This is a genomic window from Burkholderia plantarii (assembly GCF_001411805.1).
Classification (GTDB): domain Bacteria; phylum Pseudomonadota; class Gammaproteobacteria; order Burkholderiales; family Burkholderiaceae; genus Burkholderia; species Burkholderia plantarii.
In genome coordinates, this window is sequence record NZ_CP007213.1 from 745,507 (window position 1) to 766,316 (window position 20,810).

Annotated in this window: 20 protein-coding genes; 9 read left to right on the forward strand and 11 right to left on the reverse strand. The window is 71.0% G+C overall.

All coding sequences use genetic code 11. From position 1 onward, the window contains the following. Window positions 1-29: 29 nt before the first annotated feature. Complete coding sequence (locus bpln_RS20710) at window positions 30-914, reverse strand: DMT family transporter (RefSeq protein WP_042627226.1); 885 nt, start codon at window positions 912-914, stop codon at window positions 30-32. A gap of 234 nt (window positions 915-1,148) precedes the next feature. Further along, the gene (locus bpln_RS20715) at window positions 1,149-1,343 is read right to left on the reverse strand and encodes a hypothetical protein (RefSeq protein ID WP_042627227.1); all 195 of its coding nucleotides are present in this window, start codon (window positions 1,341-1,343) and stop codon (window positions 1,149-1,151) included. Between the two features lie 204 nt (window positions 1,344-1,547). Here bpln_RS20715 and bpln_RS20720 point away from each other — a divergent pair, with 204 nt between their 5' ends. After that, complete coding sequence (locus tag bpln_RS20720; protein ID WP_042627228.1) at window positions 1,548-2,309, forward strand: DeoR/GlpR family DNA-binding transcription regulator; 762 nt, start codon at window positions 1,548-1,550, stop codon at window positions 2,307-2,309. 223 nt (window positions 2,310-2,532) lie between these two features. After that, on the forward strand, window positions 2,533-4,326 hold the full coding sequence (locus bpln_RS20725) for a phospholipase D-like domain-containing protein (RefSeq protein WP_055139856.1): 1,794 nt from the start codon (window positions 2,533-2,535) through the stop codon (window positions 4,324-4,326). Window positions 4,327-4,415: 89 nt separating this feature from the next. Here the strand turns inward: bpln_RS20725 and bpln_RS20730 are convergent, their stop codons facing one another. Next, window positions 4,416-5,105 carry a TetR/AcrR family transcriptional regulator gene (locus bpln_RS20730; RefSeq protein ID WP_042627230.1) on the reverse strand — a complete coding sequence of 230 codons (690 nt, stop codon included), beginning with the start codon at window positions 5,103-5,105 and terminating at the stop codon, window positions 4,416-4,418. Between the two features lie 386 nt (window positions 5,106-5,491). On the opposite strand from bpln_RS20730, the gene amaB reads away from it, so the two are divergent. Continuing rightward, the gene (gene amaB, locus bpln_RS20735; protein ID WP_042627231.1) at window positions 5,492-7,039 is read left to right on the forward strand and encodes an L-piperidine-6-carboxylate dehydrogenase; all 1,548 of its coding nucleotides are present in this window, start codon (window positions 5,492-5,494) and stop codon (window positions 7,037-7,039) included. A gap of 67 nt (window positions 7,040-7,106) precedes the next feature. Here amaB and bpln_RS20740 read toward each other — a convergent pair whose 3' ends face one another. Further along, entirely contained in the window at window positions 7,107-8,222 is a 1,116-nt protein-coding gene (locus bpln_RS20740; RefSeq protein ID WP_042627232.1) for an alkene reductase, read from the reverse strand. Between the two features lie 378 nt (window positions 8,223-8,600). Here bpln_RS20740 and bpln_RS20745 point away from each other — a divergent pair, with 378 nt between their 5' ends. Further along, the gene (locus bpln_RS20745; RefSeq protein ID WP_055139857.1) at window positions 8,601-10,016 is read left to right on the forward strand and encodes an MFS transporter; all 1,416 of its coding nucleotides are present in this window, start codon (window positions 8,601-8,603) and stop codon (window positions 10,014-10,016) included. Between the two features lie 120 nt (window positions 10,017-10,136). Here the strand turns inward: bpln_RS20745 and bpln_RS20750 are convergent, their stop codons facing one another. Then, window positions 10,137-10,478, reverse strand: a complete 342-nt coding sequence (locus bpln_RS20750) for a DNA-binding protein (protein WP_042629267.1) — start codon at window positions 10,476-10,478, stop codon at window positions 10,137-10,139. Between the two features lie 77 nt (window positions 10,479-10,555). On the opposite strand from bpln_RS20750, the gene bpln_RS20755 reads away from it, so the two are divergent. The 3 genes from bpln_RS20755 to bpln_RS20765 all read left to right on the forward strand — a co-directional run bounded on the left by bpln_RS20755 (window position 10,556) and on the right by bpln_RS20765 (window position 13,161). After that, entirely contained in the window at window positions 10,556-11,461 is a 906-nt protein-coding gene (locus bpln_RS20755; protein ID WP_055139858.1) for a hypothetical protein, read from the forward strand. A 170-nt stretch (window positions 11,462-11,631) separates the two neighbouring features. After that, window positions 11,632-11,862: a hypothetical protein gene (locus bpln_RS20760; RefSeq protein ID WP_042627235.1), complete on the forward strand. Its 231-nt coding sequence runs from the start codon at window positions 11,632-11,634 to the stop codon at window positions 11,860-11,862. Between the two features lie 156 nt (window positions 11,863-12,018). Then, window positions 12,019-13,161 carry a DUF2827 domain-containing protein gene (locus bpln_RS20765; RefSeq protein WP_055139859.1) on the forward strand — a complete coding sequence of 381 codons (1,143 nt, stop codon included), beginning with the start codon at window positions 12,019-12,021 and terminating at the stop codon, window positions 13,159-13,161. Between the two features lie 79 nt (window positions 13,162-13,240). Here bpln_RS20765 and bpln_RS20770 read toward each other — a convergent pair whose 3' ends face one another. Continuing rightward, on the reverse strand, window positions 13,241-14,158 hold the full coding sequence (locus tag bpln_RS20770) for an AraC family transcriptional regulator (RefSeq protein ID WP_055141156.1): 918 nt from the start codon (window positions 14,156-14,158) through the stop codon (window positions 13,241-13,243). Window positions 14,159-14,425: 267 nt separating this feature from the next. Between bpln_RS20770 and bpln_RS20775 the strand changes: the two genes are divergently transcribed. Next, window positions 14,426-15,274 (forward strand): oxidoreductase, encoded by an 849-nt coding sequence (locus tag bpln_RS20775; RefSeq protein WP_404991033.1) that lies wholly within the window; start codon window positions 14,426-14,428, stop codon window positions 15,272-15,274. Between the two features lie 122 nt (window positions 15,275-15,396). On the opposite strand, the gene bpln_RS20780 is transcribed toward bpln_RS20775, so the two are convergent. Together bpln_RS20780 and bpln_RS35835 are read right to left on the reverse strand one after the other, a co-directional pair. Beyond that, entirely contained in the window at window positions 15,397-16,443 is a 1,047-nt protein-coding gene (locus tag bpln_RS20780; RefSeq protein ID WP_042627238.1) for an aldo/keto reductase, read from the reverse strand. Between the two features lie 408 nt (window positions 16,444-16,851). After that, window positions 16,852-17,178, reverse strand: a complete 327-nt coding sequence (locus bpln_RS35835) for a hypothetical protein (RefSeq protein ID WP_148654109.1) — start codon at window positions 17,176-17,178, stop codon at window positions 16,852-16,854. 67 nt (window positions 17,179-17,245) lie between these two features. Here bpln_RS35835 and bpln_RS20785 point away from each other — a divergent pair, with 67 nt between their 5' ends. Continuing rightward, entirely contained in the window at window positions 17,246-17,899 is a 654-nt protein-coding gene (locus bpln_RS20785; protein ID WP_055139860.1) for a hypothetical protein, read from the forward strand. Between the two features lie 106 nt (window positions 17,900-18,005). On the opposite strand, the gene bpln_RS20790 is transcribed toward bpln_RS20785, so the two are convergent. The 3 genes from bpln_RS20790 to bpln_RS20800 form a co-directional block, all read right to left on the reverse strand. After that, on the reverse strand, window positions 18,006-18,665 hold the full coding sequence (locus tag bpln_RS20790; RefSeq protein ID WP_055139861.1) for a TetR/AcrR family transcriptional regulator: 660 nt from the start codon (window positions 18,663-18,665) through the stop codon (window positions 18,006-18,008). A gap of 56 nt (window positions 18,666-18,721) precedes the next feature. Beyond that, complete coding sequence (locus bpln_RS20795) at window positions 18,722-19,141, reverse strand: MarR family winged helix-turn-helix transcriptional regulator (RefSeq protein WP_042629269.1); 420 nt, start codon at window positions 19,139-19,141, stop codon at window positions 18,722-18,724. A gap of 128 nt (window positions 19,142-19,269) precedes the next feature. Next, the gene (locus bpln_RS20800) at window positions 19,270-20,808 is read right to left on the reverse strand and encodes an efflux transporter outer membrane subunit (protein ID WP_055139862.1); all 1,539 of its coding nucleotides are present in this window, start codon (window positions 20,806-20,808) and stop codon (window positions 19,270-19,272) included. Window positions 20,809-20,810: the final 2 nt, after the last annotated feature.

Consider the following 20,810-nt stretch of genomic DNA (forward strand, 5'->3'; position numbering starts at 1 on the left):
CTCCGGAACGGATCAGGTCAGATCGCGCATCATAAGCGCAAACGCGCGGCTCGGCGCGCCCGCGCCAGCGTGACCCCGGCCAGCGCCACCGCGAAGCCGGCCAGCTGCAGCGCGCCGAGCGTCTCGCCGAACAGCAGGTAGCCCTGCAGCGCGGCCAGCGGCGGCGCGAGGAACATCAGCGAGGTCGCGCGCGCGGCGCCGCCACGGCGCAGCAGCCAGACCAGCAGCACGATCGCGCTGCCCGAGAGCATTGCCACGCCCCACGCGAGCGAGAACCACAGCGTGGGCGAGGCGATCCAGCGCGTCTCGCCGAGCGCGAGCGCGAAGCCGGCCGCCACGGCCGCCGCGCCGGCGTTCTGCACGGCCACGGTGGTGCGCAGGTCGGTCCGCGCGACGGCGGTTTTCTGGTAGAGCGAGCCGGCCGTGATCGAGGCGATCGCCAGCAGCGCGACGAGCACCGTGAGCGCCGACAGCCCCGACGCCGCCGCCGGCGCGGCCAGCTTCGGCGCGAGCACCAGCGCGACGCCGGCCAGGCCGAGCGCCATGCCGGCCCAGCCGCGCGCGGGCAGCCGCTCGTCGAACAGCGGCACCGCCAGCGCGGCGGTGGCGAGCGGCTGCAGCGCGCCGAGCAGCGCCATCACGCCGGCCGGCAGGCCCTGCGCGACGGCCCAGTAGCTCGCGCCGAGATAGACACCCTGCAGCAGCGCGCCCGCCAGCAGATGGCGGCCCCACTCGCGGCCGGCGGGCCAGCGCGCGCGCGTGGCGAGCGCGATCACGCCGAACAGCAGCGCGGTGCCGCCGAAGCGGGCCAGCAGATAGAGATTGGGATCGGCGTAGGGGTGGATCGCGCGGGCGACGACGAAGCCGGTGGACCAGAGCGCGACGAACGCGGCGGCGGCGAGCAAGGCGGACATGCGGGGCGGGCCGCGACGGCGGCGGAACGGGAAAGCGCGCAGTATCTGCGCAGCGGCGCCGCGCGTCTTGTCAAAACCTGCACTCGCTCGCGGGCGGCGCGATGGCGTGTCGCCGGGGCCGGGCGCGATGGCGCCGGAGCGAGGCGCCGGCGCGGCCGGGCCGAGGTGGATGAGGCGCTGGCGAGGGCGGGCGCCGCCGGCCCATCCCGTCCCGGCCGCGTGGGACTGCCCGCTTCAGCCCAGCACGAAGGTCTCGCGCGACGCCACCGCCGCGAAGCGGCCGGCCGCCTCGTCGAGCCGCGCGGCCAGTTGCGCGTGCAGCCGGCGCGCCTCGTCGAGCGTCAGGTCGATCCAGTACGGATCACCCGCGCCGTCGTTGAGGCGGTTGGCGGAAAAGCGGATTTCGAGGGCGGTACTGGCTTCGGACATCGCGGGGGCTCCACGGCTGCGGTTGCTGACGAGCCGCGAGTGTAGCAACGGCGCGGCACGCGATTCGCGTCGGCGCGTGCAACAGACCGTTACGCGCCGCGTCGCGGGCGGACGTCTCGCGCACCTTGCCGAACGCTCACGGTCCTGTCAAGGAGCCGTACTACAATAGGCCGCCCGTGCCTTCGATGCACCCCGGATCGCTTCATGCTCGCAGAACAACGTCACCAGTACATCCTGTCCGAACTGTCCCGCTCGGGCGCCCTGTCGGTCGCCGAACTCGTGCGCACGCTCGGCGTGTCGCGCGAAACCATCCGGCGCGACCTGAACGCGCTTGCCACGCGCGGGCTGGTCGTCACCACCCACGGCGGCGCGCTGGCCGCCGACCGCCGCGAGCCGAGCCTGTCCGAACGCGAGGCCGCCAACGCCGATGCCAAGCAGTCGATCGGCCGGCGCGCGGCCGACCTGGTGCCCGACGGCGCGTCGGTGCTGCTCGATTCGGGCAGCACGACCCATGCCGTCGCGCTGGCGCTGACCGACCGCCACCGCCTCACGATCTACACCAACGACTGGCGCATCGCGTTCGCGCTCGCGCGCCGCAACGAGAACCGCGTGACGCTGCTGGGCGGCGAGCTGTCCGACGACGAGGACGCCACCTTCGGCCTCGACACGATCCAGCAGCTCGCGCAGTACCACGTCGATTTCGCGTTCGTGGGCGCCGGCGGCGTGACGCAGGACGGCGACCTGACCGACTACACGCGGATCGCCGCCGAGGTGCGCAGCCGGATGCTGGCGTCGGCCGCGACGGCCGTGGTGGTGGCCGATCATTCGAAGTTCGGTCGCGTCACGCCGGTGCGCATCAACGGCACCGAGAACACGCGCTATCTCGTCACCGACCGCATGCCCGAGAGGGCGGTGCGCCGCGCCGTGGCCTCGCGCGGGATCGAGCTGATCGTCTGCGAGGCGTGAGTCTCGTGCGCCGGAGGCGGGGCTGACCCGATCCGGCGGATGGCCCTGGCGGACTTGCCGCGCGCCTGAACCGGGTGCGCGCCGAGTCCACCGCCGATGGCGGCGGCGCCGCGAATCGCCATGCGCTTTCATGTCGACGACACGAAAACGTCACGTCCGCGTCATCCCGCTGGCAAGCGCGCCGCCGACACTGGACGCTCCACCCGAGCCGAGGAGCGAGCCGATGTCCGTCACCGTGCGCAGTTACCTGTCCCCGACCCTGGTCCTGCTGGCGTTCGACTGGCCGCCGGCGGCGAGCCGCGACGATTTCCTCGGCTTCGCGATCCGCCGCACGCCGGGCTTCCACAGTGCCGACGGCAAGACGCGCGCGGCCAGCAGCTGGCTGCCGAACCGGCTGACCTTCGACGGCCCGGTGGCCGACCCGCAGCGCGACGCGCCCACCGATCAGGCGCCGATCCAGAAGTTCATGTGGTGGGACGCGCGCATCGATCCGCCCGATCGCGGCCAGTCGTTCCGCTACGACGTGCTCCCGGTGGTCGGCCGTCCCGACTCACTGCAGGTGCTCGACGGCGAGGCCGGTCATTGCGCGCTGACGCTGCCCGATCACGTGGTGGACGGCGTGGGCACCTGGTTCAACCGCGCGGTGGTCAGCTCGCAGGCGTTCGCGCGGCAGGTGGCGGCATTCGGCATCGGCGAGCACGACACGCCCACCGCCGCGCAGGCGCTCGCGCTGCGCACCTGGCTCGCCAACGACCTGCAGCAGGTGTTCGACCTGATGCTCGCGCCGGCCACGCGCGCGGTGTCGGCCGTCTACCACCTGACCGACACGCTGTGGGCGCTGCCTGCCTTCGAGGCGTTCGGCAGGCGGCACGGCGCCGATGCGCTCGCGATCGTCTACGACTCGCACGAGACCCGACGCACCGGCAAGCCGCCGCTGCCCTCGCCGAACCAGCCGGCCGTGGACGCGCTGCAGGGCCTCGCCACGCTCGCGCCGCGCGACCGCACGCGGATCATGCACGACAAGTTCATCGTGACCGACGACCAGGCCGTCGATCCGCATCCGGCCGTGCTGCTGACCGGCTCGGCGAACTTCACGACCGAGGGCCTCACCGAGCAGGCCAACGTGCTGCACAGCTTCGACTCGGCGATCCTCGCTGGGCTCTACAACGATCGCGCCCGCGCGCTGGCCGCGAACCCGTCGATCGCCGACACCGCGAAGCTCGCGAGCGGCTGGTCGGAACCGGTGCGGGTCGGCAGCGCGAGCGTGCGCGTGGCGTTCTCGCCCGAGCCCGGCAAGCGCCGCATCGAGATCGACACGATCGTCGCGGCGATCCAGGCGGCCCGGCATTCGGTGGTGTTCTGCCTGTTCATGCCGACCGACGCGGAACTGCGCGAGGCCTGCTTCGCGGCCGGCGACGCGGGGCGCATGATGTTCGGGCTGGTGAACCGGATCAGCGTGAAGCGCGCCGGGCAGGCCGACGCGGACCGGCGCAACGGCAAGCCGATCAACACCACGCAGCTGGCGAACCTCGAGCTCTATCACCGCAGCCGCGACAACCGCGACGTGATCGACGCCGAGTACTTCTCGCCGGCCACCGTGCCGAAGGGTTTCGAACCGGAGCTGCGGCTGTTTCCGGGCGAGCCCGCGCCGTCGTATCCGCCCGTCGTGATCCACCACAAGTTCATCGTGATCGACGCGGAAGGCGAGAACCCGATCGTCTATACGGGCTCGGCGAACATGAGCGCGAATTCCGAGCACGACAACGACGAGAACCTGCTCGAGATCCGCGACCGGCGCCTGGCCGGCACCTATCTCGCCGAGTTCCTGCGGCTCTACGAGCACTATCGCGCGCGGGCGCTCGCGATCGAGGCCGCGCGCGGCGGCAAGGTCAATGCCGACGCGCATCCGGCGCTCGCGCTGCGGCCCGATTCGCGCTGGACGAAGAAGTATTTCGTGGCGGGCAGCCCCGAGGAGAAGGCGCGCGTTGCGCTGGCGACGCCGGAGCCGCGGGCCTGACGAAGCGGGAAGGCGGGAGGGCGGGAGGGCGGGAACCCGGAAGACGGGCGCGCGCGGAACGGGGCCCGGGCGCGGCGCCCCGGCCCCGTTCAGCGCGCGATGTAGCCGAGCACGCTGTCGGCGATCATGGTCCGGTGGCGCACGCGCAGACGCGGCGCCGACGGATCGCGGCCGAACGCGGCGCCGAACGTGTAGCGGTTCGACACGCGGTGGAAGCAGAACGAGCTGATCATCAGGTGCAGGTCGAACGCGTCGATGTCGGTGCGGAATTCGCCGGCCTCGGCGCCGCGCACGAGCAGTTCCTCGATCGTCTTGATGATGCTGACGTTGCGGTTCTTGAACGACTTCAGCTGTTCGAGATATTTCGCGCCGTGGATGTTCTCGATCGAGACGAGCCGCACGAAGTCGCGATGCTTGTCGTGATAGTCGAACGTGAACTCGACGAGGCGGCGCATGCCCTCGGTGGGCGTCAGCTCGCCGATGTTCAGCTCGAGCTCGAGCGTGCGGATGTCGCCGTACACCTTCTCCAGCACCGCCTCGTACAGCCCTTCCTTGCTGTCGAAGTAGTAATAGAGCATCCGCTTGGTGGTGTTGGTGCGCTCGGCGATCGCATCGACGCGCGCGCCCGCGAGGCCCATCGCGGAGAACTCCTGGGTCGCGACCTCCAGGATGTTGCGCTTGGTCTGCTCCGGGTCGTACTTGCGCCGCGACTCGTCGCGGCGGCTGCCTCGGGCCGGCGTCGCGCCGTCGGGCGCATCGGCGTTGCTACCTTGTTTCATGGGGTCGTGTCGGCGGCTGGATCGGCGCATTCTAGCATGCGGGTTCGGGGCTTCCGGGCACGCCGAAAGCGTGCCGCGCGCCACGCTGCGGGCCATGCCGAAAGCGCTGCCGGCCGGGCGCGGCGGCGGGCGATGCTCGGGATCCCGAAGGTCTTTTTGTTCTGCGCGACGGCGCCGCGCGCCGGTCGCGCCGATCCCGGGTTCGGCCCGATCGCGCCGGCTCTGGTATCGTCTGCCGACATGCAGCGCCATCCGGGCCGTCCGCGCGGCGTGCCGCGTACCCCGCGGCGCCGGCGGCCGCCCGCGCCGTCCCGCGTTGCGCGCCGGCCGCCCGATCGGCGGCGCCGCGCGGTCCTTCGCGAACCTTCATCCATGGCCAACCCATCATGACTTCCCCGCTGAATTCCGCGCCGACCGCCGCGTCATCCGTCTCCTCCCTGCTCGCCGGGCTCGGCGTCGATCTGGCCGCCCGGCGCGGCGAGGCGCTGACCGCGCGCTCGCCGCTCGACGGCGCCGTGCTGGCCACGCTCGCGGCCGACAGCGCCGCCGACGCGGCACGCAAGATCGACGCCGCCCACGCCGCGTTCCTGCGCTGGCGCACGGTACCCGCGCCGCTGCGCGGCGAACTGGTGCGCGGCTTCGGCAACGTGCTGCGCGAGCACAAGGCCGCGCTCGGCCGCCTCGTCACGCTGGAGGCCGGCAAGATCGCCTCGGAGGGGCTCGGCGAGGTGCAGGAGATGATCGACATCTGCGACTTCGCGGTCGGGCTGTCGCGCCAGCTGTACGGCCTGACCATCGCGTCCGAGCGCCCTGGCCACCGGATGATGGAGACCTGGCATCCGCTCGGCGTCTGCGGCGTGATCTCGGCGTTCAACTTCCCGGTGGCGGTGTGGTCGTGGAACGCGGCGCTCGCGCTGGTGTGCGGCGATCCGGTGGTGTGGAAGCCGTCCGAGAAGACGCCGCTCACGGCGCTGGCCTGCGATGCGCTGCTCGCCAGGGCGATCCGCGCGTTCGACGCGGCCCACCCCGGCGTGGCGCCGGCCGAACTGAACCAGCTGCTGATCGGCGGGCGCGAGCTGGGCGAGGCGCTGGCCGCGTCGCCGCGGGTGCCGCTCGTCAGCGCGACGGGCAGCGTGCGGATGGGCGTCGAGGTGGCGAAGGTGCTCGGCGCGCGGCTCGCGCGCGGCATCCTCGAACTGGGCGGCAACAACGGCATGATCGTCGCGCCGAGCGCGGACCTCGACCTGGTGGTGCGCGCCGTCACGTTCGCGGCGGTCGGCACGGCCGGCCAGCGCTGCACCACGCTGCGCCGGCTGATCGTGCAGCGCGGCGTGAGCGCGGCGCTGCTGCCGCGCCTGGAGACGGCGTTCGCGTCGGTGAAGGTCGGCGATCCGCTCGAAGCCGACACGCTGGTCGGCCCGCTGATCGACCGCGCCGCGTTCGAGGCGATGCAGGCCGCGCTGGCCGACGCGCGCGCGCAGGGCGGCACGGTGACGGGCGGCGAGCGCGTGGCGACGGGCGGCGCGGACGCGTTCTACGTGCGTCCGGCGATCGTGCGCATGCCGGCGCAGACGGCGGTGGTGACGCGCGAAACCTTCGCGCCGATCCTCTACGTGCTCGAATACGACACGCTCGACGAGGCGATCGCGCTGCACAACGGCGTGCCGCAGGGGCTCTCGTCGTCGATCTTCACCAACGACCTGCGCGAGGCCGAGCAGTTCATGTCGGCGGCCGGCAGCGACTGCGGGATCGTCAACGTCAACATCGGCACCAGCGGCGCCGAGATCGGCGGCGCGTTCGGCGGCGAGAAGGAGACGGGCGGCGGGCGCGAATCGGGCTCGGATGCCTGGAGGAACTACATGCGCCGCGCCACCAACACCATCAACTACAGCCGCGAGCTGCCGCTCGCGCAGGGCGTGAAGTTCGACGTCTGACGCGCGGCAACGGGCGCGGCACGCGGCCCGTTCGACGCCGGGCGTCGACGGAACCCACGCAGGGCGCTCAGGCGGACGCGGCCGCCGCGTGCGCGGCGTAATCGGTGTAGCCGCGCGCGCCGCCGCCGTAGAACGTCGAGCGGTCGTAGCCGCTGAGCGGCGCGCCGTGGCGCAGCCGCGCCGGCAGGTCCGGGTTCGAGATGAACAGCCGGCCGAACGCGACCAGATCGGCCGCGCGCCCGGCCACGGCCTGCTGCGCGCCGTGCGCGTCGAAGCCGCCGGCGGTGATCAGCGTGCCGGTGTACCAGCCGCGCACGTCGGCGGTCGAGACCGCGGCGGCGCTGCCGTCGGCATCCTCGTTGCCGCGGATGCGAGGCTCGATCGTGTGCAGGTAGGCGAGCCGGTAGTGGTCGAGCCGGCGCACGACGTGGCCGTAGGTGGCGAGCGGATCGCTGTCCGACATGGTCCCGTAGGTGCCGCTCGGCGAGAGCCGCACGCCCACGCGATTCGCGCCCCACTCGGCGACCACCGCGTCGAGCACATCGAACAGGAAGCGCGCGCGATTCTCGATCGGGCCGCCGTAGAGGTCGGTGCGATGGTTCGAGCCGTCGAGCAGGAACTGGTCGAGCAGGTAGCCGTTGGCCGCGTGCAGTTCGACGCCGTCGAAGCCGGCCAGCCGCGCGAGCGCCGCGCCGCGCCGGAATTCGTCGATCACGGCGGGAATCTCGTCGAGCGTGAGCGCGCGGGGCATCACCTGCTCGGCGTCGATCACCTGGCCGTCGCCGTCGAGGATCGCGGCCTGTTCATAGGCACGGATCGCCGACGGCGCCACCGGCGCGGCGCCGCCGATGTTGGCCGGATGCGCCTGGCGCCCCGCATGCCAGAGCTGCAGGAAGATGCGTCCGCCCTTCGCGTGGACGGCCGCCGTCACGCGCTGCCAGCCGCGCACCTGGGCGTGGCTGAAGATGCCGGGCGCGCCGGCGTAGGCGATGCCGAGCGGCGAGACGGCGGTGGCGTCGCTGATCAGCAGGCCGCCTTCGGTCGCGCGCTGCGCGTAGTACTCGACCATCAGGTCGCCGGGCACGTTGTGCGCGTCGGTGCGCATGCGCGTGAGCGGGGCGAGCACGACGCGATGTTCGAGCGGATAGGGGCCGACGCGGGTGGGAGTGAAAAGGGGGTTCATGGCGATGGCGTCACGAGTGGGTCAGGGATGCGCCATCATCGGCGCCGGGCCGCCCGCCCGGAAGCCGGCCCCGGGCGATAACTGCCATTCCGCGCGGGAATGGCGGCGGTGCCGCGCGGCCATCGGCGCCGCAATCGCGCGTTGCAGCGAGGCCATGAAACGCCGACACGAGCGAAACGACATCACGACGCCAGCCGCGCGAAATCGAAGCGTGCATCGACGCCATGCAATCTCGGCCGCGCGACCCGCCATGCCGCAAGAGCGGCGCGGCAGGCGCAGGCCGGCCCGGTACAATGCGCGACGAACCTGCCGCCGTGCCGCGCGGCGGCGGGCTCGCCGCGACAGCACATCACGACAAAACAGATGGAGACAGCCGACATGGCCACCGAAGACCGACTCACGACCGCTGCCGACGCCGCGCCGCCCGATGCCGGCGCGATCGCGGCGCGCCTGGACCGCCTGCCGCCGACCCGCACCGTCTGGAAGCTCGTGGTGCTGCTGAGCCTCGGCTTCTTCTTCGAACTCTACGACCTGCTTTACAGCGGTTACGTGGCGCCGGGCCTCGTGAAGGGCGGCATCCTGAGCGCGACCACGCACGGGCTGTTCGGCACCACCGGCGTGGCGAGCTTCATCGCCGCGCTGTTCGCGGGCCTGTTCATCGGCACGCTCGCCTGCGGGTTCCTCGCCGACCGCTTCGGGCGGCGCGGCGTGTTCACCTGGTCGCTGCTCTGGTACACGGCGGCCAACGTCGTGATGGCGTTCCAGGACACGGCGGGCGGCCTCAACTTCTGGCGCTTCGTGGTGGGCCTCGGGCTCGGCGTCGAGATGGTGACGATCGGCACGTACATCTCGGAGCTGGTGCCCAAGCAGATCCGCGGCCGCGCGTTCGCCTGCGAGCAGGCGGTGGGCTTCTGCGCGGTGCCGGTGGTCGCGTTCCTGGCCTACCTGCTGGTGCCGCGCGCGCCGTTCGGCCTCGACGGCTGGCGCTGGGTGGTGCTGATCGGCGCGCATGGCGCGATCTTCGTCTGGTGGATTCGCCGCGCGCTGCCGGAGAGCCCGCGCTGGCTCGCGCAGCAGGGCCGGCTCGACGAGGCGGACCGCGTGATGCGCGCGCTCGAGGCCAAGGTGGCCGCCGAATACGGCCGGCCGCTGCCGCCGCCGGGGCCGGCCGAGCCGGTGGCCGCGCGCGGCCGCTTCGCCGACATGTGGGTGGCGCCGTACCGCAAGCGCGCCGTGATGATGACGATCTTCAACGTGTTCCAGACGGTGGGCTTCTACGGCTTCGCGAACTGGGTGCCGACGCTGCTGATCAAGCAGGGCATCACGATCACCACCAGCCTGATGTATTCGAGCGTGATCGCGCTGGCCGCGCCGGTCGGGCCGCTGATCGGCCTCGCGATCGGCGACCGCTTCGAGCGCAAGAGCGTGATCGTGGCGATGGCGGGCGCGGCGATCGTCTGCGGGCTGCTGTTCAGCCGCAGCGGCTCCGCCACGCTGCTGGTGCTGCTGGGCATCGGCCTCACGCTCGCCAACAACATCATGTCGTACAGCTTCCACGCCTATCAGGCCGAGCTGTTCCCCACCGCGATCCGCGCCCGCGCGATCGGCTTCGTCTATTCATGGAGCCGCTTCTCGGCGATCTTCACGTCGTTCGTGATCGCCTCGGTGCTGAACGGCTTCGGCACGGCGGGCGTGTTCGCGTTCATCTCGGCCGCGATGCTGATCGTGATGGCGTCGATCGGGCTGATGGGGCCGCGCACGCGCGGCATCGCGCTGGAGAAGATCTCGCACTGAGGCCGGCGCGGGCGCCGCCCGCCGGGTTCTTGCGGTTGCGCTTCACCAACGACGACGCGCCCGGGGTTGCCCCCCGGGCGCGTCGTCGTTTACCGCTCGATTCCTGCCGCCGCGCGGCCGTCACCCGGGCTTCGAGCTGAGGCCCTTGAGCCCCTGGATCACCACCATCAGCGCGCGGCCGTGTTCGTCCGAGCCGTCCCAGGCATCGACGATCGCGTCACGCAGGCGCTCGTCGTAGCTGCCGCCGCGCGCGGGCGCGACAGGGACTTCCATTCCATAGAAAGTGCATAGCTTGATGAATGGGTCACTGCGCCTGAGCCGCTGCCCGCCGGACAGCCGAAGACGCGACACGGTGGGCTGGCTGATGCCGCAAAGCCTTGCTATTTCGCTGGACGAGCGCGGATCTGCCCGCAGCCGGTCGAGCAGGTCCTGAACCGAAAAATTGGCGTTCGGGGCTTCCATGTCATGCATTATAACTATACAGTAGCGATTATTGAAATGCCCCTCGCAAGATCGGGTGGCCGCACCCGAGAGAGTCGATGACACTGAAACACCTGCCCCCGACGTTTTGCTGGACCCGGATCGGCGCCGAGTCCGGCGAGGATCTTTCGACCACCGTGCTGCGCAAGGAGTGGGAGCGGCGGCTCGGCGGCGGGCGGTTCCTGTGGGGCATCGGGCAGTCGCTCGGCAGCAGCGTGCAGGTGGCGGCACACCGGGCGGGCTCGCTGATGGCGCTGTTCACGCCGCTGGCCGGCCGCGCGCGCGTGATGGAGCCCGGCCCGCGCGGCCTGCTGCTCTGGAACGCCTGGGTGGATGCGCTCGGGCAGGTGCGGCAGCTGCCGCCGTACACGTTCATCACGAGCCGCGCCACGCTGCCCTCGGGGCGGCGGCGCGAGCAGCACCACGCGCTGGTCTGCGCGTCGCCGGCGCCGCTCGGCGTCGGCACGCGCCTGCGCGTCGCGCCCGCGAACCTGCGCAGCGCCGGCACCGGCCGGCCGCTCGGCGCGGCTCAGGCGGCGGTGGTGGTCGACTGCGTCGCTCGCGCGGCGGAGCCGGGCGCGCGCAGCTATCCGGTGGCGCTCGCCGTCGAGCTCGACGCGCCCTACACGGTGCGGCTCGCGCAGCCGTCGGTGCTGAAGCTGCGCGACCTCGCTCGGATCGGCAAGGCCGCCCGCGAGGGCGATTTCGAAACCTACGTCGAGCTGGTCGAACGCCTGCGCGGGCGCTCGGCCGGCGCACAGTCGCGCGGCTTCACGCGCGATCTGTTCGACTTGCCGGCGGTCGAGCCGGTGGCCGTCTACACGGATTTCGTGAAGCGGCTGCGCGGCCGGCCGTCCCCCGAACATGCGCGCGGCTTCACGCGCGACCTGTTCGAACTTTCCGCGCCCGAGCCGGGGCCGGCGCCCGGCACGGCAGCCAACCCGCAAGGCAGCCTGCTGCCGTAGCGTCGGGCGGCGTGCTGGCCGCACGATCGACTCATGGCCCGGCTCGGAGGGCGTTCGCCGTGTCGCCGCGTGATGCGGCGCGGCGGCGAACGCGATTCTTGTCCGCGGGCGTTCCTTTCGTGAACGCCCGCCCCTGGCGTGCCGGGAGGCAGGCCCGAGGAGGAAGGTGCATGGCGAACATCGGTCATTCACGCGAGGCGCTGGCCGCCCAGCGTTTCTTCGAAGCGGCGCGCAACGTCGATCGCGCGTTTCGCGCGGTGCGCGGCGATCATGACGAGAGCGTCGATTCCGCCGGGCGCGCGGCCGCGCAGTCGCGGCTCGATCACGCGCTCGACGAGCTGGCGCGGGCACAGGAATTGTTCGATACCGCCGTCAGCGTGCGCGGCACCCGGCACTACTGAATCGGGCGCGGCGCGCCGTGCGTGACCATCCATGACAATTCCGGCGCGGCAGGTCGGTTAGACTGCGGCCGATGATTCATGCCGTCCGCGCGGCCGGCCTCCGCCACGGCGGCGCGGCCCCGGTGTTCCCCCGGTTCTTTCTTGCGTGAACCCACGATGACTGCCCCTGTCGATTTGAACGGCCTGCGTATCGGCGTCACCATCGGCCTGCACGAGCCGAACGAAAGCCTCTGGATCAACGGCATCAAGCAGAACGCGCTGTTCCTCGCGAAGCTGCTGATGAAATCGCCGCACGCGTACCGCGTGACGCTCGTCAACACCACCGACACGCCGCTCACCGACGCGCTGCCGTGGGACCGCCGCATCTTCGACACGCGCCCGTTCGTCGAGATGAAGGATTCGCTCGACGTGATGATCGAGCTGGGCGGCCAGATCGACGGCGAGCAGACGGCCTACCTGAAATCGCGCGGCGTGAAGATCGTCAGCTATTGCTGCGGCTTCGAGTACATCCACGCCACGCAGTCGATCCTGTTCGGCCGCAAGCTGTGGGACACGCTGTTCATCAACCGCGGCTACGACGAGATCTGGGCGATTCCGCAGATCGCACCGTCCTCGCTGCCGTTCCTGCAGTCGCTGCGGCGCTGCCCGGGCCGCGTGGTGCCGTTCGTCTGGGATCCGATGTTCCTGACCGAGCGCGCGCGGCCGCTGCGCGAGAACGGCGAGTACCGCCCCAACGGCCAGCCCGCCAAGCGGCTCACCGTGATGGAGCCGAACCACGACGTCGTGAAGTTCTGCCTCTATCCGATGCTGATCATCGACGAGGTGTTCCGCCGCGAGCCCGACGCGATCGCGTTCGCGCACGTCACGAACGCGGAGCACCTCGCGCATCACAGCCGCGAGTTCGTGCTGCTGATGAATTACCTCGAGATCGTGCGCGCCAGCAAGGCGAGCTTCGTCGGCCGCTACGACACGCCGGTGTTCCTGTCGGAATTCACCGACGTGGTGGTCTCGCACCAGTGGGAGAACCCGCTCAACTATTTCTATTTCGACGTGTGCTGGCAGGGCTATCCGCTGGTCCACAACGCGCATCTGGTGCCCGACATCGGCTATTACTACCCGGAGAACGACGTGCAGGCCGGCGCGAACGTGCTGGCGCGCGTGCTGCGCGAACACGATGCCGACTGGGAGCACTACACGAGCCGGCAGCGCGAGCTGCTGCGCCGCTATACGTCGAAGAATCCGGCGCTGGTGGCCGACTACGACCTGCTGATCGCGAACCTGGTCAACGGCGCGCGATGATGCGCGCGGCGGCGGGGCGTGCGGCGTGCCTCGTGCGTGCGGGCGCCCTGGCGATGCCGCGTCGGTTCCCTCCTTCTCCTCAAGCCCGCGTCTCGATCCCGCCCGCCCCGCGCCCCGCATCGCTGGCCGGCGGCGCGCCGAACAGGCGCTTGTAGTCGCGGCTGAACTGCGACTGGCTTTCGTACCCGACCTTCAGCCCGATCGCGCCGGCGCCTTCGCCGTCCGAGATCAGCATGCGGCGCGCCTCGCGCAGCCGGACCTGGGTGCGGTACTGGATCGGCGTCATCGAGGTCAGGTTCTTGAAGTGCCGATGGAACGAGGTCAGGCTCATGCCGGCCAGTTCGGCCAGCGCGTCGATGCGCATCGGCTCGGCGTAGTGCGCCTTGATCCACTCCGTGACGCGGCCGATCTTCGCGACGTGCGAGCTGTTCAGCGCGAATTGCGTCAGCGTCGGGCCGACGCCGCCGCGCAGCAGCCGGTAGTAGAGCTCGCGCACGATCAGCGGCGCGACGAAGCCGATGTCGGCCGGCGTGTCGAGCAGCCGGAGCAGGCGCGCGAACGGATCGAGCAGGTCGGCCGTCAGCGGCGCGGCGTCGAGCGCGGCCGGCGAGGCCGTGGCCACCGGCTCGGCCACCACGCGCGGCAGTACCTCGGCAAGCAGCGCGCGGTCCAGGCTCAGCGTCAGCGCCATGTGCGGGCGGCCGTCGGGCGTGGTCTCGATCTGGGTGGTGACGGGGATGTCGACGGTCACCACGAGGAAGTTGCCGGTCGTGACGCGAAACGCCAGATCGCCGAACCCCACCTGCTTGCCGCCCTGCACCACCAGCACCAGGCGCGGATTGTAGAGCGCGTGATTGGGCGGCGCGGCGCTGGCGATCCGGAACAGCGTCAGGCCGTCGATCGCGGTGGGTTGATACGGCGCCGCGCAATGCCGCTCGATCACGTCGCGCATCGCGTCGCGCAGCGCGTCGCCGTTCGGGTCGAAGGGGGCGGGCATCGACATCTCCGTTGAACTGAAAAAGGGAATGCGGCTGGCGCGCGAAGGCGCGGCCCGGGCGCCGCTCGCGCCCGCCTAGCGTAGGGCAGGCGGCAGGATCGTGCAATCGAACGGGCCGCTTCACCGAGGCCGGGCCAGAAGAATGGCAGGATCGCGCAAAACTTTGGCGGGATGTTGCTGGCCCGGGCCATCCTGCGACGCAACAATATCGGCAGGGCAGCAGCGGCCGCCACGCGGCCCGGCTGTCGAACCGATTTCTCCCGAGGAGTGACGATGAAGAAAGAGCGAGTCTGGTTTATCACGGGATGTTCGACCGGCTTCGGCCACGAACTGGCGCGGCTGGTGCTGGAGCAGGGCGACCGCGCGGTGCTGACGGCGCGCGACCCGGCCAAGCTGGCGGCGCTCGTGGCGCCGCACGCGGGCCGCGCGCTCGCGCTGCCGCTCGACGTGACCGACGAGGCGATGATCCGCAAGGCGGTCGCCGATGCCGAGGCGCATTTCGGCCGCATCGATGTGCTCGTCAACAACGCCGGCTACGGCTATTTCTCGGCGATCGAGGAAGGCGAGGACGAGGAAATCCGCCGCCAGTTCGAGACCAACGTGTTCGGGCTGTTCTCGCTGACGCGCCACGTGCTGCCCGGCATGCGGGCGCGCCGTGCGGGGCACGTGATCAACGTGTCGTCGATCGGCGGGCTGATGGCGTTCGCGGCCACGGGCTATTACCACGCGTCGAAACACGCCGTGGAGGGCTTCTCGGAGTCGCTGGCGGCCGAGGTGAAGCCGCTCGGCATCCACGTGACGATCGTCGAGCCGGGGCGCTTCCGCACCGACTGGGCGGGGCGCTCGGTGATCGAATCGAAGATCGTCATCGACGACTACGCCGAGACGGCCGGCAAGCGCCGCGAGCAGGCGCGCGCCTATTCGGGCACGCAGCCGGGCGATCCGGCGCGCGGCGCGGCGGCGATCATCCGCGTGGTGGAGGCCGATGCGCCGCCGCTGCGCCTGCTGCTCGGCTCCGATGCCTACCAGCTGCTGCAGACCAAGCTCGACTCGCTGCGCCGCGAAGTCGAGCAATGGAAGGAACTGACCTGCAGCACGGATTTCCCGAACGGCTGAGCGGGCATCGGGCCCGATACCGGGGCATCACGAACGGGCCGGCATGCGATTTCCGCATGCCGGCCCGTGCTTTTGCCGGTGCCGTCGCGCGTGATTTTTGCCGGTAGCCGGCGCGCGGCTTGCTACGCCTTCGGCTCGAACGGTTGCGGCACGCGGCCGGCCGACTGGCGGCTCAGCATCCAGCCCGGGTATTCGGGCGCCAGCGCGCTGACCGCGTCGAGCTGCTCGAGATCGTCGGCATCGAGCTTCAGGCTGGCCGCGCCGAGGTTCTGCTCGATCTGCTCGAGCCGCTTGCCGCCGACGATCACCGTCGTCACGAACGGCTTGGCGAGCAGGTAGGCGAGCGCGACGGCCGCCACGCTCGCGCCGTGCTTCCCGGCGATCGGCCGCATCGCCGCCACGCAGGCCCAGGCGCGATCCTTGTCGACCGGCGGGAAGTCGAAGGTGGCGCGGCGCCCGCCGGCATCGGTCGAGCCGGGGCCGTACTTGCCCGACAGCAGGCCGCCCGCGAGCGGCGACCACACCATCAGCCCGATCTTTTCCTCCTTCATCATCGGCACGAGTTCGCGTTCGAGGTCGCGGCCGGCGATCGAGTAATAGGCCTGCACCGTTTCGAAGCGCGCGAAACCGCGCCGCTCTGCGATGCCGAGCGCCTTCGCGATGCGCCAGGCCTGCCAGTTCGACACGCCGATGTAGCGCACCAGGCCGCGCGAGACCAGATCGTCGAGCGCGCGCAGCGTTTCGTCGATCGGCGTGACCGGGTCGTTCGCATGGACCTGGTAAAGATCGATGTAGTCGGTCTGCAGGCGTTGCAGGCTGGCCTCGACCGATGCCAGAATGTGGCCGCGCGACGAACCGCGATCGTTCGGGCCGCTGCCCATCGGCGCGAACACCTTGGTGGCGATCACCACCTCGGTGCGCGGCACCGCCAGGTTTTTCAGCGACTGGCCGAGCATCCGCTCCGATTCGCCGAACGAATAGACGTTGGCCGTATCGATGAAGTTGACGCCGGCCTCCAGGCTGCGCCGCACGATCGTGTCGGCCGTCGGCTGGTCCACGCCCGCGATGTCGCTCCAGATTCCGCCCTGTCCGGCATGGCCGAAGGTCATGGTGCCGAGACAGATCTCGGATACGAAGAGGCCGGTGTTGCCAAGTTGGTTGTAACGCATCGTGATCTCCGTCGGTGGGCCGACTGCGCCGGCCAGGAATCGCGTACTATGCGCTGCCGGCGCGATGCGATAAAGGGCGCCGGCTTGAATGGACCGTTATTTTCCGGCGGCACAATGCGGGCAGCCCGATTGCGATTGCGACGATCATGGTTTGCCGCCGCTCGCGGTTCGGCGGACGGGCGTATCATCGCCGTGTCGGTGCCGATTGCGGTCGGGCGTTGCAGTCGGGCATGCCGAAACGGCAATTGCCACATCGGCGTGTTTCACGGATCATTGCGCGATGAATGCCGAACCCGCACGGGTTCGAATCGCCGGGCGAAGCAACTTCGCTTGCCGAAGCGCGGCGCCGGAGCGGCAGCTGCAGCGAGCCTCAACGGTTTTCATTGACCGGATACGGGAATCAAGGGTTTATTCCGCTTCTCGAAAGGCATGCGCCGATGGTTTGAGCGCGTGTACGCGGCCTGCGCCGAATTCCGCGCGGCCATCGCACGCGATCCACCGATCGCCGCCGAGCCTGTTTCGCCGCGGGATTTCGCCGTTTTCAAACGCGATCCGGTTTCGAGTGTCGGGATATCGGCGGTAAAAAGCCGTGGCCTGTCCGCTGCGCCAACCCGGTAATGCCAGCCTTGCAGTGTATTGCGCCAGGCCGATTTTCAAGGCGATCGCCGTTCGAGCGCGCGCATTCATCACGATGATGCGCCGCGAGCGGCGTCGCCCAAATGAACAGAAATCCATGCCGGCCCATGCCGGCAACCAGCGCCGACCCGATCGGCTTCAAGGAAATGTGTTGGTGAAAGGTCTCATGAAGCAAGGGAAACCGAAACTTACCCGTCAGGACGCCGAGCGTCTGTTCTCCGGACTGCCGGCCGCGGGGGGCAGCAGTGCGAGCCGGCCGGTCAATCCGTTCGAAGCCAGCCCGTTCGACATGACGCGCCGCGCCGACGAAAAGGCCACGCTGTGGAAGGACAACCTCGTCACGCTGCCGATCGCGTTCGTGGTGCCGGCCGCGTATGCGTCGCTGGCCGTGCTGAGCCGGGCGATCGTGCAGGCCTGGCGCGTGAGGTGGGTGCGGGAGGCCGGCCACGAAATCGTGGCGGAATTCCCCGAGGGATGGAAGGCGGTGCGCCCCGCCTCCGGGCCGATCGAGCTTCGCGACCCGTCGAACGTGGTGCGGGCCGTCTACGGCTGGGCCGAGGACGCCGAGCTGCGGCTGCTGACGCGCTACCTGGTCGAAACCCAGTCGAACAGCTCGACCGGCATGAGCAGCCTGCTGATCCGCGATCGCGCCAGCGGGCAGATCCTCGAACGCTCGTCGATCTGGTCCTCGCTGTCGGGCGCCAGTCATCCGGACTGGGCGCGGCTTTCCGGCTGGCTCAACAGCCATTTCCCGCAGCATCAGGACCCGCTGCGCTACTGGGAAGACTGCGAGCGGAACCTGCGGGCCGCCGAGGCCTGAGCCGGCGGCGCGCTCGCCCGAGCGGCGGGCGCGGCATGGATTCGTTCCGCATGAAAACAGGGCGGGGATGCATGTGCATGCATCCGCCACACCGGATGGCGGCCGGCTAATCCGACAGTCGCCATGCCGCCTTGACGCCGGCTTCGAGCAGGTGCCGCGAGAGCGCCGGGTCGTCCACCGCGCGGGCCAGCACCAGCGAGCCCACCGCCAGCGCCACGGCGGCCAGCGCCGCATCGTGCCGGCGCGCGGCGTCGGCCGCCCCGTCGTCGGCCGCTCCGTGTTCGCCCTCCTTGTCGTTCACTGTATCTCTGTTCACCACGGCCTTGTTCCCCGCCGCGTCGTCCGCCACGAACCGCGCGCAGTCGATCAGCGAGGCCAGGTGTTCGGTGAAGACGCGCCGCACGGCCGCGTCGCCGCGGCCGATCTCGACGCCGAGCGCGGCCGCGGCGCAGCCGGTCTCGGGGTGATCGCGGTGCCGCTCGTTGAGGTAGGCGGCCATGAACGCGACCGGCCCCGGCAGCGAGGCGTGCCGGGCCATCCGTTCGCGCAGCCGTTTCGTGGTCTGGTCGAAGCCGATCGCGATCGCCGCGGCGATCAGCGTGTCCTTCGACTTGAAATGCGCGTAGAAGCCGCCGTGCGTGAGGCCCGCCGTTTCCATCAGGCTGGCCACGCCGACCGCGTCGATGCCTTCGCGGCGAAAGCGCGCCGAGGCCACCGCCTCGATGCGGGCGCGCGTTCTTGCTTTGTGCTCCGAATCGTATCGCATCGCCTCTCCGTCTTGCCGAGGCGCGCCGGCCGCGCGATCCGTCACGCGCGCGGTATTCAGCCGGCCAGCGCCTCCGTCAATTGATAGACCTCGTTGCTGAACGCCTGCAGGTCGCCCTTGCCGCTATGGCGCGCCAGCTCGCCCTGAGCCGCTTCCCAGTCGGGCAGGCAGACTTCGTAGAGCTTCTCGCCGGTGCGCGTGAGGCTCCACAGCCGCACGCGCTTGTCCTCGCGATCGGGCTGCGAGCGCACCAGCTTGCGCGCGCGCAGCGTGGCGAGCGTGCGGCTGAGCGTGGTCTGATCGAGCAGCAGGGCGTCCGACAGCGCGCGCATCGACACCGCGTCGACCCCGTACAGCGCCATCAGGATCGTGAACTGCGTGATGCGGATGCCGTGGGGCGCGAGCCGGGCGTCGTAGATCGACGTGACCGCGCGCGCGGCCTGTCGAAGGGTGCCGCAATGGCACGGCAGTTTCAGCGGGCCCAGGCTCATGGCTTGCTCTCCTCGTCGGATGGGGGGCGGAATATGTTGAACATATTCTATGACAAGGAAAATCCCGGAAAATCATGGTTTCGACCTGCCTGGTACCGGTTCGGACTGATTTTTCACGGCGCCTTCGCGGCCTCGCGAGGCGCCGCGGCGAGTGCGGTCGGCTGCGCCCCGGGCGGGCTCCAGCCGCCGCCGAGCGAGCGGAACGTCGCCACCGCCGCGCGCGCGTAGTCGGCATCGAGGCGGGCCTGCTCGCCGCGTGCCTCGAGCCACTGCTGGTTTTCGAGCAATACCTCTACCAGGCTCGCGTCGCCCTGTTCGTAGGCGTCGCGCGCGGCGCGGCGCGCCTGCGCCTCGGCCTCCACCTGGCGCGCGACTTCGGCGCGCTGCGCGCCGATCTGGGCCCAGTCGGTCACCGCGTTCTCGACGTCCTCGGCCGCGCGCAGCACGGTCTGCCGGTACGACGCGAGCGCCTCGGCATAGCGCCCCCTGGCCTGCGCCACCTCGGCGTCGACGCGCCCGAAATCGAACAGCCGCCAGCGCAGCCCCGCCAGCGCGCCGGGCTGGAACGCGGTCGACTTGAACAGCGGCCCGTCGAGCGCCTCGAAGCCGAGGATGCCCGACAGCGACACCTTGGGGTAATACTCGGCCAGCGCCTCGCCGATCCCGGCGTTGCCGGCCGCGAGCCGCCGCTCGGCGGCCACCACGTCGGGGCGGCGGCGCAGCAGCGCTTCGGGCAGGATCTCCGCGGGCAGCCCCGGCACCCCGAAATGCGCGCCCGGCGCCGCCAGCTCGGCGGAATAGGTGCCGGGCGCGGCGCCCATCAGGACGTCGAGCCGGTTGGTCTGGCGTGCGCTCTCGGCCACGAGCGGCGGGCGCTGCGCGCGCGTCCTGGCGAGCCGCGCCTCGGCCTCGGCCAGCTCGCGCCGCGTCGCCACGCCGTTGTGGACGCGGTCGCGCACCAGCGAGGCCAGCCGGCCGTCGGCCTCGACCTGCTGGTCGACGATGGCGATGCGCGCCTGCAGGCCGCGCAGCCGGAAGTACGCGTCGGCCGCCTCGGCCGCCACCGACACGCGCGAGCCCGCATGCAGCGCCTCGGCCGCCTGCGCCTCGGCGCTCGCGGCCTGCGCGCGGCGATGCAGGCCGCCCGCCAGGTCGATCTCCCAGCTCGCGCCGAGCCCGAGTTGCGTATAGCTCTGGTTGCGCTCGTAGCCGGGCAGCGCCGAGCCGATCCGGCCGAGCGGCGATTCGAGCGACTGCCGCTGGCGCGCGGCCGTGCCGCTGACGTCGAGCCGCGGCAGCATCTGCGCGCCGGCATCGGCGGCCGTCGCGCGCGCCTGCGCGACGCGTGCCTCGGCGGCGGCCAGATCGAGGTTCTGCGCGAGCACGCGATCGATCAGCCGCGTGAGCACCGGATCGTCGAAGCCGAGCCACCAGCTGTCGAGCGCGACCGGCGCGCCCGCGGGCTGCGCCTGCACGGTGTGGAGCGCGTCCTGGCTCGCATAGGCGGGCGCGAGCGGCGAGGCTACCGGGTGATAGTCCGGGCCGACCGTGCAGCCGCCCAGCGCGAGCAGGCCGGGCACGGCCAGCAGCGCGGTACACGAACGCGCGGCGCGCAGCGGCCGGCTCGGGGAGAGGAAAAGCTTACGGAACATGG

Excerpts from the sequence above, each read along its gene's own strand:
- bpln_RS20725 (WP_055139856.1), top strand. The coding sequence starts at position 2,533 with ATGTCCGTCACCGTGCGCAGTTACCTGTCCCCGACCCTGGTCCTGCTG.
- bpln_RS20765 (WP_055139859.1), top strand. The coding sequence starts at position 12,019 with ATGACTGCCCCTGTCGATTTGAACGGCCTGCGTATCGGCGTCACCATC.
- bpln_RS20710 (WP_042627226.1), bottom strand. The coding sequence starts at position 914 with ATGTCCGCCTTGCTCGCCGCCGCCGCGTTCGTCGCGCTCTGGTCCACC.
- bpln_RS20770 (WP_055141156.1), bottom strand. The coding sequence starts at position 14,158 with ATGCCCGCCCCCTTCGACCCGAACGGCGACGCGCTGCGCGACGCGATG.
- bpln_RS20760 (WP_042627235.1), top strand. The coding sequence starts at position 11,632 with ATGGCGAACATCGGTCATTCACGCGAGGCGCTGGCCGCCCAGCGTTTC.
- bpln_RS20730 (WP_042627230.1), bottom strand. The coding sequence starts at position 5,105 with ATGAAACAAGGTAGCAACGCCGATGCGCCCGACGGCGCGACGCCGGCC.
- bpln_RS20750 (WP_042629267.1), bottom strand. The coding sequence starts at position 10,478 with ATGGAAGCCCCGAACGCCAATTTTTCGGTTCAGGACCTGCTCGACCGG.
- bpln_RS20740 (WP_042627232.1), bottom strand. The coding sequence starts at position 8,222 with ATGAACCCCCTTTTCACTCCCACCCGCGTCGGCCCCTATCCGCTCGAA.
- bpln_RS35835 (WP_148654109.1), bottom strand. The coding sequence starts at position 17,178 with ATGGATTTCTGTTCATTTGGGCGACGCCGCTCGCGGCGCATCATCGTG.
- bpln_RS20720 (WP_042627228.1), top strand. The coding sequence starts at position 1,548 with ATGCTCGCAGAACAACGTCACCAGTACATCCTGTCCGAACTGTCCCGC.
- bpln_RS20800 (WP_055139862.1), bottom strand. The coding sequence starts at position 20,808 with ATGTTCCGTAAGCTTTTCCTCTCCCCGAGCCGGCCGCTGCGCGCCGCG.
- bpln_RS20745 (WP_055139857.1), top strand. The coding sequence starts at position 8,601 with ATGGCCACCGAAGACCGACTCACGACCGCTGCCGACGCCGCGCCGCCC.
- bpln_RS20790 (WP_055139861.1), bottom strand. The coding sequence starts at position 18,665 with ATGCGATACGATTCGGAGCACAAAGCAAGAACGCGCGCCCGCATCGAG.
- amaB (WP_042627231.1), top strand. The coding sequence starts at position 5,492 with ATGACTTCCCCGCTGAATTCCGCGCCGACCGCCGCGTCATCCGTCTCC.
- bpln_RS20780 (WP_042627238.1), bottom strand. The coding sequence starts at position 16,443 with ATGCGTTACAACCAACTTGGCAACACCGGCCTCTTCGTATCCGAGATC.
- bpln_RS20755 (WP_055139858.1), top strand. The coding sequence starts at position 10,556 with ATGACACTGAAACACCTGCCCCCGACGTTTTGCTGGACCCGGATCGGC.
- bpln_RS20715 (WP_042627227.1), bottom strand. The coding sequence starts at position 1,343 with ATGTCCGAAGCCAGTACCGCCCTCGAAATCCGCTTTTCCGCCAACCGC.
- bpln_RS20785 (WP_055139860.1), top strand. The coding sequence starts at position 17,246 with ATGAAGCAAGGGAAACCGAAACTTACCCGTCAGGACGCCGAGCGTCTG.